Here is a 15031-nt window from a genome sequence, read left to right as displayed (position 1 = left end):
ATCATGTACCTCGCCGGCAGCAAATCGCGGCAGGACGACGGAAGCACGGCGGTCCACCCTCAGGTGGGCCGCCGTGCGGCCGGAGTCGGCAGCACCGCGATCGCACTGGGGGCGGTGAGCCTGCTCACCGACCTCTCCTCCGAGATGGTCACGGCGGTCCTTCCGCTGTACCTCGTCATCGGGCTGGGCATGACCCCGCTCGCCTTCGGCTTCCTCGACGGCCTCTACAACGGCGTCACCGCCTTCGTCCGCCTTCTCGGAGGTCACATCGCCGACCGCTGGTCGCAGCACAAGCTCGTGGCGGGCATCGGCTATGCGCTGTCCGCCATCTGCAAGCCGTTCCTGCTGCTGTCGGGGACGTCGACCGCGGCGCTGTCGGCGACGCTCGCCGTCGACCGCATCGGCAAGGGCATCCGCACGGCGCCGCGTGACGCCCTGATCTCGCTCTCGGTGGACGACGCCCATCAGGGGCGCGCGTTCGGCGTGCACAGGGCGATGGACACGGCCGGCGCACTGCTGGGCCCCCTGGCCGCCTTCGGGCTGCTGTGGATGCTGGCCGACGCCTTCGACGCCGTCTTCATCGTGAGCTTCTGCGTCGCCACGCTCGGGGTCCTCGTCCTCATCGCCTTCGTCCCTGGCCGGGGCTCCGTCCCCGTCGGGGCGCCGCGCCCCACGCTGCGGGAGACGGTGAAGATCCTCGGCGATCCGGCGTTCCGTCGTCTCCTCATCGCGGCGACCATCCTCGGTCTGGCCACGATCGGCGACGGCTTCCTCTACCTGGGTCTGCAGGACCGGATGCAGCTGGACGCCGTGTTCTTCCCGCTGCTGCCGCTGGGCAGCGCGCTCGTCTATCTGACGCTCGCCGTGCCGATGGGGCGTCTCGCCGATCGGATCGGACGTCGGCTGCCGTTCCTGCTGGGAAACCTCGCCCTGCTCGGCGCCTACTCGACCCTTCTGCTTCCGATCGACGGCCCCGTGCTGCTGGTGCTCCTGCTCCTGCTGCTCGGCGTCTTCTATGCGGCGACCGACGGCGTGCTGATGGCGCTGGCCGGTCCCGGCATCCCGCGCGACCGCCGCGCCGGCGGCATGGCGCTGCTGCAGACCGGGCAGGCCACCGGTCGGCTGTTCGCTGCTGTCCTGTTCGGCGCTGCCTGGACGTTCTGGGGCGTGACGGCGGCGTTCGCCGCGGCATCCGTCGTGCTCCTGGTCGTGCTCCTCGCCGCGGCCGTGCTGATCCGCCCCGAGCGCTCCACTGCGGAGGAGGTCGCGTGACCCCGATGACGAAGCGGATCGCGCTCGTGGGGTCTGCAGCGCTGGTCCTCGCGGTCGTGGGCGTCGGCTACTCGCTGTTCGCCGTGAACCGCGACGGCGCGCCCTCGCACGCCGAGGCCGCCGTCGCCCCGGCGACCGATGCGGGGCTCTACGTGCGCGGCACCGACGGATACGTCGTGCAGCAGGACGGGCAGCACAGGAGCGGCACCGGTCTGGAGTGCAGCCGGTTCTACGCGGCCGCTGACACCGCCGTGTGCGTCAGCATCGAGGGCAGCCTGAAGCCGACGACCACCGTGTCGGTGAGGGATGCCGACCTCACGGAGGAGCAGACCTTCACCTACAGCGGGGTGCCGTCGCGCGCACGGGTTTCGCCATCGGGGCGGATGGTCGCATGGACGGTGTTCGTGACGGGCGACAACTACGCCGGGACGAACTTCTCCACCAGGACAGGAATGTACGACCGGGAGAAGGACTTCCTCGTCGACTCGATCGAGGGGCTCCAGCTCTTCATCGACGGGCAGCGCGTACATCGCGTCGACGCGAACTACTGGGGAGTGACCTTCACCGACGACGACAACACCTTCTACGCCACGGTCTCGACCGGCGGCAAGACCTACCTCGTCCAGGGCGACTACGAGAAGTGGACGGCGCACACCGTGCGGGAGAACCTCGAGTGCCCCTCGCTGTCTCCCGACGGGACACGACTGGTGTTCAAGAAGCGCGTGAACGACAGCGTCGACGACCCGTGGCGACTGTACGTCCTCGATCTGGCGACCATGGAGGAGGAGCCGCTCGCCGAGGACCGCAACGTCGACGATCAGGCCGCCTGGCTCGACGATGAGACGGTCGCTTATGCGGTCGGCGACGACGTCTGGTCCGTGCCGGCCGACGGCAGCGGGAAGCCCGTGCGCATCGCCGAGAACGCATCGTCGCCGGTGATGGTGAGCCGCTGATCGCGATGTCGGCGTTGCGCCGCTCACCGGCGCATCAGCGGTCGTAGCGTGGAGTCATGGCGAAAGTGGGGGGACGCAACCTGGCGATCAGCTGGATCGCCGGGCTCCTGTGCACCGGGGTGATCGCCGTGCTCGTGTGGTTCGCGATCCCGATCGTCCCGGCGATGGCCTCGTTCGTCGGCGACAGCCTCCGCAGCGTCCTGCCCTGAGGTCCTGTCCCGGCACCGCGGAACCCCGGGTCGGCGACACGTCGGCACGCCTCCGGCGGCGCGTGAACGCGCGGAGGTACCCTCGCACTGACCACATCCTATGAGAGGCGCCCCCATGAGTGACCCCGAGGTTCCCCGGCCCGAGCAGCCGAACGACGTCGATGACGTCGTCGACAGCGCGAACGCCGGTCTCGACGCCGCCGCAGCAGCGGGTGCGGATGTCCCCGGAGCGGCGTCCGACGCCGCGGAGACGACGGATGCCGCGGCCGACGCCGCCCCCGTCGCCGACCCTGATCTCGCCGCCTTCGAAGAGGCAGAGCGCGACCACCCCGGAACGTTCTCCACTCCTGCGCTGAACGACGTCTACGCCGCCGACGCGGATGAGACCGCGGTGTACACCGCGCCCGTCGCGCACGAGGAGTCGACGATCGCCGATTCCGCCTACGCGTCTGCGGACGACACCGAGACGCGCATCGTCCCGTCCGAGCCCGTGCTCGCCGAGGCGCCGGTCGTCGCCGCCTTCGCGCAGCAGCCCATCTTCGTGCAGGCCCCGGAGCCTCCTCGTGAGCGGGGCAACCGCGGCACGGCCGGCGCGATCGGCCTGCTCGCCACCCTCGCCTTCGCGATCCTCTACCTCGGGGCCACTCTGGGGCTCGGCGCGCTCTCCGGAGACGTCACGGGGAAGAACATCGGCGAGGCCGCCCTCGCCCCGCTGACGACCTTCGGCTTCTGGATCCCCGTCGTGGTCTTCTTCCTCGGCTTCTGGCTGCTGGGAGCGATCATCAACCGCGGTCGCTGGGGTCGCTGGGTGATCTTCGGCATCATCGTCGGCGCGATCGCGTACGGCGGGCACATCCTCGGCCAGCTCGTCGAGGAGCCGTTCTGGCGCCTCACGGCCTCAGAGGGCGCGGAGTTCGTCAACGGCCAGCTCCTGACCCCGCTGGCGATCGCCGCCTTCGTGTTCGCACGCGAGCTGACCATCTGGTTCGGCGCCTGGGTCGCCCGCAGCGGCGCCCGCAAGACCGAGCTCAACGCCGAGGCGCAGCGCGAGTACGAGCGCACGCTCGAGGCGGGCCCGACACTCTCCCGCTAGGACACGAGATGTCATCGTCAGACCCCCGCAGGCCTCCGTCTGCGGGGGTCTCGGCCGTCCTGGCCCTGGTCATGGCCGTGATCAGCTTCTTCGCGCTCGCCGTGTTCGGGCTCGGGGCGCTGAGCATCACGACGGATGCCGACATCATCTCCATCCAGGGTCTCGGCCAGGCACCCGGAGCGGTGGGGATGCTGATCGGCGTGATCGCGTTCGCCGCGACACTCGGCCTCGCGCTGCGGGCTGGGCATCCGTCCTTCCTCTCCGTGCCCGTGGTCGCTCTGAGCACCGCTCTCGTCCACCTGCTCGCGGTGTGGGTCGCCGTGCTCCTCTCGACGAACGATCTGATCGTCGCGACGGCGGTCGTCGGCGATCTGGTGCGCGGCGGCCCGAGCCTCGTGCTCCTCGCCGCCGCGGCCGTGGCCGCATGGGGTGGCATCGCCCTGCGGCGCACGAGGGCGCAGCATCCGCACTGGCCGTGGGAGGGCGACGACGCGGAGTGACGCCACGGCCCGCGAATCTGGTCCGACACGCCCGGCGCGCCGTACGCTTGTGGTGTGGAGCGCTCGCTGGAGACGCAGGTCGACCAGGCCGTCGAGGCCTGGCTGCGCTGGGTGCCGCGCTGGGAGCCGGCCACCCACCGCGGACGCGTCGCGCCCTGTCGCCGGTGCCTCGGATCGCCGGTGCTCTCCGCCGCCGGGATCGCGGCGAACGCCCCGCACGGCGTGCAGCACGGCCTCTCCACCCGCATCAAGGCGATCGTCGACGCGGCGGTGGCCGAGTACACGGCACGCAACCTCCCGATGCTGCAGCGCGAGCTCGACCAGCAGTCCGCACGCAACAGGGCCCGCAGCTACCGGCCGTCGGAGGACCTCGATCCGGAGTTCGACGGACTGCCGCTCGACCCGGAGCCCGTGCCGGGTGCGCCGTTCCTGTTCACGATCGCCGGCATGGCCGATGACGCCGCCGAGGAGCTCCCTCCGCTGCCGCCGCTGAGCGACGAGGCCAAGGCCGCCCTCCGGCAGGAGGTGTCGCTGGCCGACGAGTACGCGAACATGGTCGGGCGGGAGATCTGCGGCATGCTCCTGCGTCACCGCCTGCACATCCAGGCCGCGATCTCTCAGCACGTCGAGCCGCAGATCGAGGCGATGCTCGCCGAGCTCACGCAGTCGCTGGACTCGCCCTTCGGCCCCGACACCGTCTGACCACGGCCGGTCGCGCCGGATCCTGCGCATCCCCTGGGAGAAGCGCGGCGCGAGTGGAGCGTCGAGACGGCGATGGCTATCGTTTTTCGATAGATATCCATTGCTGATCGATAGGATCGTCATGCAGCCTCACGTCACTCGCATCCTCAAGGCGTTGATCGTCCTCCTGCTCGGGCTCCTGCTCGCCAGTCAGATCCTGGTGATCCCGGAGGTCGCACGCATCACCGCGATCCGCAACCCCGACGTGGCCCAGCTGGAGGTGCCGGGCATCATCGGCGCTGTGCTGTTCCTCGGACTCGTCGAGGTGACGCTGGTGTGCATCTGGTTCCTGCTCTCCCTCGTGCAGGCCGAGCGCATCTTCCGCGTGGAGGCCTTCCGGTACGTCGACGTGATCCTCGCCGCCCTCGTCTCGGCCGGAGCCCTGATCCTCGCCTCGTTCATCGTGATCGTCGCGAGCCGCGCCGTGTCGCTCTCGCTCGTGCTCCTCGCCGTGCTCGGCATCGTGGTGAGCGCGGCGCTCGCCCTGCTCGTCGTCGTGCTGCGCGGGCTCCTCCGCAAGGCGCTGGAGCTCGAGCAGGACCTGTCAGAGGTCGTCTGATGCCCATCGTCATCGACCTCGACGTGCAGCTCGCCCGCAAGAAGATGAGCGTGCAGGAGTTCGCCGACGCGATCGGCATCACCCCCGCCAACGTCGCCGTGCTCAAGAACGGCAGGGCCAAGGCCGTGCGGTTCACCACCCTCGACGCGATCTGCCGCGTCCTCGACTGCCAGCCGGGAGAGATCCTGCGCTGGATCCCCGAAGAGGAGGAGCAGCGATGACCACGACCGGCACCATGCCGCTGTCGACCTGGGGCGAGTCCGTCGCCAGACACCTGCTCGACGACTCCAGCTGCCCCATCTGCCAGTGGACGCTGTCCGGCGGAACCTGCGCACGCTGCGGCGCCGATCTGCGCGGGCCCATCTCGGGAGACGTGTGGAAGGCGTCGCAGTCCGCGGCCGCGGCGATGCGCGCCCGCGACGAGCTCCTCCGTCAGGTCCCTGTCCTCTCACTCGCGCCGGTCGGCGCGATGCCGCGCCCAGCGGAGGATGCTCCGACCCCGGTCGTGGCCACGGACCTCTCCCCGGCATCCGCTCCCGATCCGCAGAGCAGCGCGACGCTGCAATCGGTGCTGGCGACGGCGGGGGCCGGTCTGTTCGCCGTCGCGGCGATCGTCTTCACCTACTTCAACCCCGACCTCGCCGACCGTGCGCTGCGCGGGGTGATCGTCGGTCTGGTGACCCTGCTCTTCCTCGGGGGAGCGTGGATGCTCTCCCGTCGCTCGCTGCGCTTCTCGGCGGAGGCGGTCGGCGGCCTCGGCCTGGTGTTCGCGGGGCTCGACATCCACGCCTTCGCGCAGCTCGCCGCCCCCGCGGTGGATCCGTGGTTCACGGCCGCCGCAGTGACCGCCGCCGCTGGTGCGGTGATGCTCCTCGCGGGGCGTCGCCGCGGCATCCGGATCTGGGAGTGGACCGCGGTCACCGCGCTCGCGCTCACCCCGGCGATGCTGGGCGTCGCCGGGGGCACTCCGCTGTCGGCGGTGCTCGGTGCGATCGGCGTCGCAGGTGCCGGAGCAGCGCTGATCGAGTGGGTGCGGCCGCCTCTGGTCGAGCAGATCACCCTCACCGCGGTGCAGCTCATCGCCTCCCTGAGCGCCCTCGCCCTCATGTGGCGGGTGGATGCCGGGAGCGACACCGCGTTCTTCCTCACGATCAGCGGGGTGCTGCTGCTCGTCGCGGTGCACGCCGTCATCGCCGCACGGCGGATGCTCGCCGGTCTCTGGGCGTACGGCGCCGGTGGCACGGGAGCGGCGGCCGTGGTCGTCGCCGTCTTCGCGCTCACCGGGGAGGCGCTGCAGAGCACGCCGTGGCTGTTCGCGATCGTCCCCGCTGCGGCATCCGTCGCGCTCGTGCTGATCGGGGCGCTCGTCCCGCTGCCCCGTGCGGTGCCCCGAGGTCTCGTGGCGGCCGGAGCCCTCACGGTCCTCGCCGTGCCCTCCGCCGTGCTGCTCGGCTTCTCCGCCATGGCAGGCGTCGCCACGGTGGGCGAGTTCGTGCGGGGCGGCGACTCCGGCTACGCGCTGGGAGACACGGCGTGGGGTGTCGTCGTCGGACTCGCCGCGGTGTGCGCAGGGCTGGCCGTCTTCGGCGGGCTCGCACGCGAACGCGACGGGCTCCGCGGGCTCTCGGTGCCTGCCGCGCGGCTGTCGCTCGTCGCCGCTGCCGTCGCGGTGCTCGTGCTGGGCTGCGCGAAGCTGGTGCCGCTTCCGGTCTCCGTCGCGGTGCTCGCCGCGGCCGTGGTGCTCGTCGCCGCCGCGCTCCGGATGCTCCCGACCGTCGTGTCCGCTCCGGGGGCCAGGCTCATCCTGCTGATCGCGGCGCATCTGGCGCTCGTCGCCGCGGTGATGGTCGCGTGGCGCGAGACCGCGGCGGTCCCGCTCGCAGGGGCGGGGGCCCTGGTCGCGCTGGCCGCGCTCGCCTCCGCGCGTCCGCAGCGGTTCCGCTTCCTCTACGTGGGCGCCGGTTTCGCGTACGCCCTGGTCCTCGTCGCCATCGCGCTCGGGCAGGGCGGCGTCTCCGGGATCGCGCAGCTGTGCCTGACGGCATCCGCCGGCCTCGGCGCCGCGATCGTCTGCACCTACCTCCCGCGGGTCGGAGCGCGCGCCTGGCAGGCCGTGCTGGTCGTCGCGACCGTGCCCTTCGGCATCGGCATCCTGCAGGTGGTCGTCGAGCGCAGCGGATGGACGGCGCTGTCCACCGGTCTGATGTTCGCCCTCGCGATGTCTCTGCTCCTCACACGGCGTCCAGGGCTCACCCTCGCCGTGCGCACCGCGGCCGCGGCGATGCTCGTGCCCGCGCTCGCCGTCGTCGTGGTGTGCCTCGGCGCGCAGCTGCTGACGTCGAGCGGATCCCCGGTGACGCTGCCGATCATCGCCGTGCTCGTCGCCCTGGTGCTGCCGTCGACGCCGATCGTGAGAGCCGCGCTCGTGACCAGGGGGCACCCGGTCGGAACGGCGGATGCCGCGCGCATCGCGATCGAGGCGTCCGCCCTGCTCACCGGGGTGATCGCTGTCGGGCTCGCGCTCTGGCGCGACGCCGCGGGGCTCGGGACGACGTTCCTCGTGCTGCTGATCCTCGGCATCGGCGCGACCGCCGGCGCGATCTTCGCCGGCCGTCGCCTGCTGTGGTGGGTCGCGGCCGCGTGCTTCACCGGGGCGCTGTGGTGCGTGTGGGGGATGACCGGTGTCGACCTGCTCGAGGCGTATCTGCTGCCGCCGACCCTCGGCGCCGCGGCCGTCGCGACGGTGCTGACCCTACGGGGTCGGCCGGCGACCGGTCTCTACGCCGCGGGTCTCGCGCTCGCGATCGGCCCGCTGCTCGCCATCGTCGCCGTGGTCGAGCCGGATGCCGCCGGCCAGGTCTCCCTGCCCTGGCGGGTCGGCGGTCTGCTGCTCTCCGCCTGGGCGCTGCTCGGGCTCGCGGCTCTGCTCGGCCGCGAGGGCGCCGGGGTGCGGATGCGGCGGCTGCGGAGACTGCGCATCCCGACGCTCCTCGCCGCGGGCCTGGCATCCACGGTCGGCACGATCCAGGCCATCCGGATCGGGCTCGGTCAGGACGTCCCGACGCTGCACGGCGCCGCTCTCCTCCTCTCGTGCCTCGGCGTGAGCGCGCTCGGCGCCGCCGTGCTGCTGCTCGCCGCCCGCGGCATCCGACGGGCTGTCCCCGCGGAGTCCGCTGTTCGATCGAGCCGCTGGCTCGGGGCCCCGTCTGCGCTCGCGCTCGCCGCGGGGACGTGGTTCGCGATCGAGCGCGACTGGTTCTCGATCTGGGCGATGTGGTCGCTGATGCTCGTCTGGCTGCTCGCCGTGGTGGTCGCCGCATCCCGTGCGCGACGCGGGGGGACACTTCTCCCGCCGGTCTGGTTCCTCTTCGCGATCGCGTTCGTCACGGCCGTGGTCGCGTGGAGCCCGCGCGACCTGCGCGTGGAGTGGTTCTCGCTCCCGCTCGGCGCCTTCCTGCTCCTCGCCGGAGTGCTCGGCGGCTCCTCGACGCCGCCGAGCGACGGTGAGGGGGAGGCCTCCACGAGGAGCCGGCCGACGCTGAACAGCTGGCCAGGGCGGTGGAGCGGATCCTGGGCGCTCCTCGCCCCGGGGATCGTCGTGATGATGATCGCGTCCATCGTCTCGACCTTCACCGATCCGCTCACCTGGCGGGCGATCCTGGTGATGGTGCTGGCTCTCGCCGCGATCCTCGTCGGATCCCGTGGGCGGCTCGCCGCGCCCTTCCTTATCGGACTGATCGTGCTGCCGATCGAGAACGTGTTCGTGTTCTCGGTGCAGATCGGGCGCGGCATCGAGTCCATGCCGTGGTGGATCACGCTGGCGGTCATGGGGGCGGTGCTGCTCATCATCGCGGTCACGGCCGAGCGCAGGACGGGGGAGGGCGGTTCGGTGGCCGCGCGTATCAGAGACCTGCGGTGAGCGCACCTTCCATTTGACCGCCAGGTTACGCGGCATTACACTTGGTCAGGTGTGTGCACGTCTTGACGTGCGCGCTGGGCGTCGGCTCCATAGCCGGTCCGCCCCCACGGCATACCCACCACCACACAAGCACGCCGGTTCCGGCGTGCCGGTGGGTCATGATGTGAAACCCATCACGCTGTCACCGTGCAGCATTATGAGGAGAGAACGTGCCAACCATTCAGCAGTTGGTTCGCAAGGGTCGCTCGCCCAAGGTCTCGAAGACCAAGGCGCCCGCACTGAAGTCGAACCCCCAGCAGGCCGGTGTCTGCACCCGTGTGTACACCACCACCCCGAAGAAGCCGAACTCGGCGATGCGCAAGGTCGCCCGTGTGAAGCTCCGCAACGGCACCGAGGTCACCGCGTACATCCCCGGTGAGGGCCACAACCTCCAGGAGCACTCCCTGGTCCTGGTCCGCGGCGGTCGTGTCAAGGACCTCCCCGGTGTGCGTTACAAGATCGTCCGCGGCGCCCTGGACACCCAGGCCGTCAAGAACCGTAAGCAGGCTCGCAGCCGCTACGGCGCGAAGAAGGGTTGAGTTAGATGCCTCGTAAGGGTCCCGCACCTAAGCGTCCCGTCGTCAACGACCCGGTATACGGCGCTCCGATCGTCAGCCAGCTGGTCAACAAGATCCTCGTCGACGGCAAGAAGTCCCTCGCCGAGTCGATCGTCTACAACGCCCTCAAGGGCGTCGAGGCGAAGAACGGCGGCCAGGATGCCGTCGCCACGCTGAAGAAGGCGCTCGACAACGTCCGCCCCACCCTCGAGGTCAAGAGCCGCCGCGTCGGTGGCTCGACCTACCAGGTGCCGGTCGAGGTCAAGCCGCACCGCGCGAACACCCTCGCGCTGCGCTGGCTCGTCAGCTACGCCAAGGGTCGTCGTGAGAAGACGATGACCGAGCGTCTCCAGAACGAGATCCTGGACGCGTCGAACGGCCTCGGTGCCGCGGTCAAGCGCCGCGAGGACACCCACAAGATGGCCGAGTCGAACCGCGCGTTCGCTCACTACCGCTGGTAACAGCTTCGCCCGCCCCCGGCCGCCCGCCGGGGGCGGGCACCCCCCTCTTCGCAGTTCGACTGCCAAAAAGATAAGGACACTCCTGTGGCACAAGACGTGCTCACCGACCTGAGCAAGGTTCGGAACATCGGCATCATGGCTCACATCGATGCTGGCAAGACCACCACGACCGAGCGCATCCTGTTCTACACGGGCGTCAACCACAAGCTCGGCGAGACGCACGACGGTGCGTCGACCACCGACTGGATGGAGCAGGAGAAGGAGCGCGGCATCACGATCACGTCTGCCGCCGTGACCTGCTACTGGAACAAGAACCAGATCAACATCATCGACACCCCCGGTCACGTGGACTTCACGGTCGAGGTGGAGCGCTCGCTCCGCGTCCTCGACGGCGCGGTCGCCGTGTTCGACGGCAAGGAGGGCGTCGAGCCCCAGTCCGAGACCGTGTGGCGTCAGGCCGACAAGTACAACGTCCCCCGCATCTGCTTCGTCAACAAGATGGACAAGCTCGGCGCGGACTTCTACTTCACCGTCGACACCATCATCAACCGCCTCGGCGCCAAGCCGCTCGTCATCCAGCTGCCGATCGGCGCGGAGAACGACTTCATCGGCGTCGTCGACCTCGTCGAGATGCGTGCGCTGGTCTGGGCCGGCGACTCCAAGGGTGACGTCACCATGGGCGCCTCCTACGAGATCCAGGAGATCCCGGCCGACCTCAAGGAGAAGGCGGACGAGTACCGTCAGCAGCTCCTCGAGACCGTCGCCGAGACCGACGACGCGCTGCTCGAGAAGTTCTTCGGTGGCGAGGAGCTCACGGTCGCCGAGATCAAGGGCGCCATCCGCAAGCTCACCGTCGCGTCCGAGATCTACCCGGTCCTCTGCGGTTCGGCGTTCAAGAACCGCGGTGTCCAGCCGATGCTGGACGCTGTCGTCGACTACCTCCCGAACCCGCTCGACGTGGGCTCGATCGCGGCGCACGACCCCAAGGACTACGACACGATCATCGAGCGTCACCCCGACGCCAACGACCCGTTCGCAGCTCTCGCGTTCAAGGTCGCCGTGCACCCGTTCTTCGGTCGCCTGACCTACGTGCGCGTGTACTCCGGCCAGCTCGACTCCGGCGCTCAGGTCATCAACTCGACCAAGGGCAAGAAGGAGCGCATCGGGAAGATCTTCCAGATGCACGCCAACAAGGAGATCCCGGTCCCCTCGGTCACCGCCGGCAACATCTACGCGGTCATCGGTCTGAAGGACACCACCACGGGTGACACCCTCACCGACCCCGCCGCGCCGGTCGTCCTCGAGTCGATGACGTTCCCGGAGCCGGTCATCGAGGTCGCCATCGAGCCGAAGACCAAGGCCGACCAGGAGAAGCTGGGTGTCGCCATCCAGAAGCTCGCTGAGGAGGACCCGACCTTCCGCACGGAGCTCAACCCCGAGACCGGTCAGACGACCATCAAGGGCATGGGCGAGCTGCACCTCGACATCCTCGTCGACCGCATGAAGCGCGAGTTCAACGTCGAGGCGAACGTCGGCAAGCCGCAGGTCGCGTACCGCGAGACGATCCGCAAGGCCGTCGAGAAGCACGACTACACGCACAAGAAGCAGACCGGTGGTTCGGGTCAGTTCGCGAAGATCCAGTTCAACATCGAGCCGCTCGAGCTCGACAACGACAAGACCTACGAGTTCGTCAACGCCGTCACCGGTGGACGCATCCCGCGTGAGTACATCGGCTCGATCGACGCCGGTTTCCAGGATGCGATGAACGTCGGCGTCCTCGCCGGCTACCCGATCGTCGGCGTCAAGGCGACGATCGTCGATGGTGCGGCTCACGATGTCGACTCCTCGGAGATGGCGTTCAAGATCGCAGGCTCGATGGGTCTCAAGGAGGCTCTCCGCCGGGCGAGCCCGGTGCTGCTCGAGCCGCTGATGGCCGTCGAGGTCCGCACTCCGGAGGAGTACATGGGCGACGTCATCGGCGACCTGAACTCGCGTCGTGGCCAGATCCAGTCGATGGAGGATGCCGCAGGCGTCAAGGTCGTCCGTGCACACGTCCCGCTGTCCGAGATGTTCGGCTACATCGGCGACCTGCGCTCGAAGACCTCGGGTCGCGCCGTCTACTCCATGGAGTTCAACAGCTACGCTGAGGTTCCCCGTGCAGTGGCCGACGAGATCGTCCAGAAGCACCAGGGCGGCGAGTAACACTTCTGGGAGCCGGGTTCCGACCCGGCTCCCAGGTCACCTACAACTTCACATTCCCTCTCTACTAAACTGAGAAACAAAACCCGTAGAGAACCGGTCGCAAACCAGTGCCCGGTCACCTCTACAACGACGTCCTGAGGAGGACCCAGTGGCTAAGGCCAAGTTCGAGCGGACCAAGCCGCACGTCAACATCGGAACCATCGGTCACGTTGACCACGGCAAGACCACGCTCTCCGCAGCGATCTCGAAGGTGCTTGCTGACAAGTTCCCGTCTGACACCAACGTGCAGCGCGACTTCGCTTCCATCGACTCGGCGCCGGAAGAGCGCCAGCGTGGTATCACCATCAACATCTCGCACATCGAGTACGAGACCCCGAAGCGCCACTACGCGCACGTCGACGCTCCCGGCCACGCCGACTACGTCAAGAACATGATCACCGGTGCGGCTCAGATGGACGGCGCGATCCTCGTGGTCGCCGCCACCGACGGCCCGATGGCTCAGACGCGTGAGCACGTGCTGCTCGCCAAGCAGGTCGGCGTTCCCTACCTGCTCGTCGCGCTGAACAAGTCCGACGCGGTCGACGACGAGGAGATCCTGGAGCTCGTCGAGCTCGAGGTTCGCGAGCTGCTCGCCGCTCAGGGCTTCGACGAGGACGCGCCGGTCGTGCGCGTCTCCGCTCTGAAGGCCCTCGAGGGTGACGAGAAGTGGACCCAGGCCATCCTCGACCTGATGCAGGCCGTCGACGACAGCGTTCCGGAGCCGGAGCGCGACCGCGACAAGCCCTTCCTGATGCCCGTCGAGGACGTCTTCACGATCACCGGTCGTGGAACCGTCGTCACCGGCCGCGCCGAGCGTGGCACGCTGGCCATCAACTCCGAGGTCGAGATCGTCGGACTCCGTCCGACCGTCAAGACCACGGTGACGGGTATCGAGATGTTCCACAAGCAGCTCGACGAGGCATGGGCCGGCGAGAACTGCGGTCTCCTGCTCCGTGGCACCAAGCGTGAGGACGTCGAGCGCGGCCAGGTCATCGTGAAGCCGGGTTCGGTCACGCCGCACACCAACTTCGAGGGCACCGCTTACATCCTCTCGAAGGAAGAGGGCGGCCGTCACAACCCGTTCTACACGAACTACCGCCCGCAGTTCTACTTCCGCACCACCGACGTCACCGGCGTCATCTCGCTGCCCGAGGGCACCGAGATGGTCATGCCCGGCGACACCACCGACATGACGGTCGAGCTGATCCAGCCGATCGCCATGGAGGACGGCCTCGGCTTCGCCATCCGTGAGGGTGGACGCACCGTCGGCGCCGGTACGGTCACGAAGATCATCAAGTAAGCATCCGCTTCCTTCGCACAGGGGTCGAGCCTTCGGGCTCGGCCCCTTTGTGTTTCCCGATTCGATGACACTCGGTGTCTCAATCGGTGCACGGGGTTCCGTATACCGGCGCCGACATGCAGAATGAGTGGGTCGGCCTGATCGGTCGGCGCAGAGCACACCTCAGAAGGGGATTCACCATGGGTATCGAGGACGCCGTCAACAAGGGCAAGGAACTCTTCGAGCAGAACAAGGACAAGATCGAAGAGGCGGTCAAGAGCGAGCAGGCCGAGGACATCAGCGACAAGGTCCTCGACGGTGTCGCCGACTTCGCCAAGAAGATCGCCCCCGGCGCGGCCGACAAGATCGACGAGATCCGCGACGGCGCCGACAAGGCCGTCGGCAACGAGTAACCCTCGCGCAGACTCGGAGCGGCGGTCCTTCCTGAGGGGAGGGCCGCCGCTTCTCCGTGTCCGGACGAGATCGGGGAGGAACCCAGTATTCCGGTCTCCGGTATCGCGTTCCTGCGGAGTCATCCCGTACAATGACATCTGACCGTCTGGGGAACTTGCGGTCTGGGACGTCGAAGGGGTTCGACCTCCCGCATCCACGCGGCTCGCCGCGTTCGAACTGGGGAACGATCTTGGGGATCATCGTGCGACGCGCGCACTCTGTGCGCCACAGCGTCTCCCTGCCTGCGCGGCAGGTCATCTGCCGCGCCCTCGGTCGGGGAGCACGGCGTCCCTTCACGCCGGGCTCCTCGCGTTCGGTGTGCCCCCTCGCACTGGACGCCCTCCCCAAGCGGGGCGAGGCATGGGGATGCCTCGCCCCGCTCTCCTGATCCGCCCGCGTCGCGGGCTGCAGAGGCCTGAAGAACGCCGTTGCGACGGCTGCGACGGAAGCGCGACACGCCCGGGTTTGCAGAAGTGAAATCCGGCATGGCAGAATAGTCAGGTTCGACATTTCGGCGTGCTTCGCGTGCGCTGGATCACCATCACGAGTGTGCATAGGCGGCGTCGTCCCGAATGGGATGGGGCGCAGGGACCTAGGCCGCGTATGGCAGAACACCCCCGACACTCCTCATCGAGGCTTCACCATGCGTGGTGGAGGTCGGCATCCGCACGTCGCGAGGCGTGCGGGATGACAGCAGAACAGTGGTGCAGCGGATCGACTCGCAAGAGCCGTTCTCGTGCCGAGGCGCAACCAGC

General features: G+C 69.0%; 14 protein-coding genes. All 14 read left to right on the top strand.

The genetic code is table 11. The features are described 5' to 3' along the window. Positions 1-3: 3 nt before the first annotated feature. Positions 4-1272, top strand: coding sequence for an MFS transporter (locus tag ACFY5A_RS01365; RefSeq protein WP_387231316.1), 1269 nt, complete (start codon positions 4-6; stop codon positions 1270-1272). Continuing rightward, positions 1269-2225, top strand: a complete 957-nt coding sequence (locus ACFY5A_RS01360) for a TolB family protein (RefSeq protein ID WP_387231314.1) — start codon at positions 1269-1271, stop codon at positions 2223-2225. The genes ACFY5A_RS01365 and ACFY5A_RS01360 overlap by 4 nt, the downstream gene beginning before the upstream one ends. A gap of 56 nt (positions 2226-2281) precedes the next feature. Then, positions 2282-2434, top strand: a complete 153-nt coding sequence (locus ACFY5A_RS01355; protein WP_181155858.1) for a hypothetical protein — start codon at positions 2282-2284, stop codon at positions 2432-2434. Positions 2435-2549: 115 nt separating this feature from the next. Further along, complete coding sequence (locus ACFY5A_RS01350) at positions 2550-3527, top strand: ABC transporter (protein WP_105673725.1); 978 nt, start codon at positions 2550-2552, stop codon at positions 3525-3527. An 8-nt stretch (positions 3528-3535) separates the two neighbouring features. Continuing rightward, entirely contained in the window at positions 3536-4027 is a 492-nt protein-coding gene (locus tag ACFY5A_RS01345; protein WP_387231312.1) for a hypothetical protein, read from the top strand. Between the two features lie 54 nt (positions 4028-4081). Beyond that, positions 4082-4729, top strand: a complete 648-nt coding sequence (locus ACFY5A_RS01340) for a spermidine/putrescine ABC transporter substrate-binding protein (RefSeq protein ID WP_181155857.1) — start codon at positions 4082-4084, stop codon at positions 4727-4729. A gap of 121 nt (positions 4730-4850) precedes the next feature. Further along, positions 4851-5327 carry a DUF2975 domain-containing protein gene (locus ACFY5A_RS01335; protein ID WP_105673716.1) on the top strand — a complete coding sequence of 159 codons (477 nt, stop codon included), beginning with the start codon at positions 4851-4853 and terminating at the stop codon, positions 5325-5327. Next, entirely contained in the window at positions 5327-5548 is a 222-nt protein-coding gene (locus tag ACFY5A_RS01330) for a helix-turn-helix transcriptional regulator (RefSeq protein WP_341941417.1), read from the top strand. The genes ACFY5A_RS01335 and ACFY5A_RS01330 overlap by 1 nt, the downstream gene beginning before the upstream one ends. Further along, the gene (locus ACFY5A_RS01325; RefSeq protein ID WP_387231310.1) at positions 5545-9246 is read left to right on the top strand and encodes an SCO7613 C-terminal domain-containing membrane protein; all 3702 of its coding nucleotides are present in this window, start codon (positions 5545-5547) and stop codon (positions 9244-9246) included. Before ACFY5A_RS01330 ends, ACFY5A_RS01325 begins: the two co-directional genes overlap by 4 nt. Positions 9247-9455: 209 nt before the next feature. Then, a complete protein-coding gene (gene rpsL / locus ACFY5A_RS01320; protein WP_013584051.1) occupies positions 9456-9824 on the top strand; it encodes a 30S ribosomal protein S12 in 369 nt (122 codons plus the stop codon). Between the two features lie 5 nt (positions 9825-9829). Then, complete coding sequence (gene rpsG / locus ACFY5A_RS01315) at positions 9830-10303, top strand: 30S ribosomal protein S7 (RefSeq protein WP_045256225.1); 474 nt, start codon at positions 9830-9832, stop codon at positions 10301-10303. A gap of 84 nt (positions 10304-10387) precedes the next feature. Continuing rightward, complete coding sequence (gene fusA / locus ACFY5A_RS01310) at positions 10388-12505, top strand: elongation factor G (RefSeq protein WP_387231308.1); 2118 nt, start codon at positions 10388-10390, stop codon at positions 12503-12505. 148 nt (positions 12506-12653) lie between these two features. Next, positions 12654-13844, top strand: a complete 1191-nt coding sequence (gene tuf, locus ACFY5A_RS01305) for an elongation factor Tu (protein WP_105673709.1) — start codon at positions 12654-12656, stop codon at positions 13842-13844. A gap of 179 nt (positions 13845-14023) precedes the next feature. Further along, positions 14024-14236: a hypothetical protein gene (locus ACFY5A_RS01300; RefSeq protein WP_105673707.1), complete on the top strand. Its 213-nt coding sequence runs from the start codon at positions 14024-14026 to the stop codon at positions 14234-14236. Positions 14237-15031 lie beyond the last annotated feature (795 nt).

Source organism: Microbacterium sp. NPDC012755 (genome assembly GCF_042901325.1).
In the GTDB taxonomy this organism is placed as follows: Bacteria; Actinomycetota; Actinomycetes; order Actinomycetales; family Microbacteriaceae; genus Microbacterium; species Microbacterium natoriense.
Note: the sequence above shows the minus strand (reverse complement) of the source record. Positions and strands in the feature narration are given on the sequence as shown.

What these genes read in the sequence shown, in the direction of transcription:
- ACFY5A_RS01365 (WP_387231316.1), top strand. Translation starts at nt 4, where the DNA reads ATGTACCTCGCCGGCAGCAAATCGCGGCAGGACGACGGAAGCACGGCG.
- ACFY5A_RS01335 (WP_105673716.1), top strand. Translation starts at nt 4,851, where the DNA reads ATGCAGCCTCACGTCACTCGCATCCTCAAGGCGTTGATCGTCCTCCTG.
- ACFY5A_RS01325 (WP_387231310.1), top strand. Translation starts at nt 5,545, where the DNA reads ATGACCACGACCGGCACCATGCCGCTGTCGACCTGGGGCGAGTCCGTC.
- ACFY5A_RS01355 (WP_181155858.1), top strand. Translation starts at nt 2,282, where the DNA reads ATGGCGAAAGTGGGGGGACGCAACCTGGCGATCAGCTGGATCGCCGGG.
- ACFY5A_RS01350 (WP_105673725.1), top strand. Translation starts at nt 2,550, where the DNA reads ATGAGTGACCCCGAGGTTCCCCGGCCCGAGCAGCCGAACGACGTCGAT.
- ACFY5A_RS01330 (WP_341941417.1), top strand. Translation starts at nt 5,327, where the DNA reads ATGCCCATCGTCATCGACCTCGACGTGCAGCTCGCCCGCAAGAAGATG.
- rpsG (WP_045256225.1), top strand. Translation starts at nt 9,830, where the DNA reads ATGCCTCGTAAGGGTCCCGCACCTAAGCGTCCCGTCGTCAACGACCCG.
- ACFY5A_RS01300 (WP_105673707.1), top strand. Translation starts at nt 14,024, where the DNA reads ATGGGTATCGAGGACGCCGTCAACAAGGGCAAGGAACTCTTCGAGCAG.
- ACFY5A_RS01345 (WP_387231312.1), top strand. Translation starts at nt 3,536, where the DNA reads ATGTCATCGTCAGACCCCCGCAGGCCTCCGTCTGCGGGGGTCTCGGCC.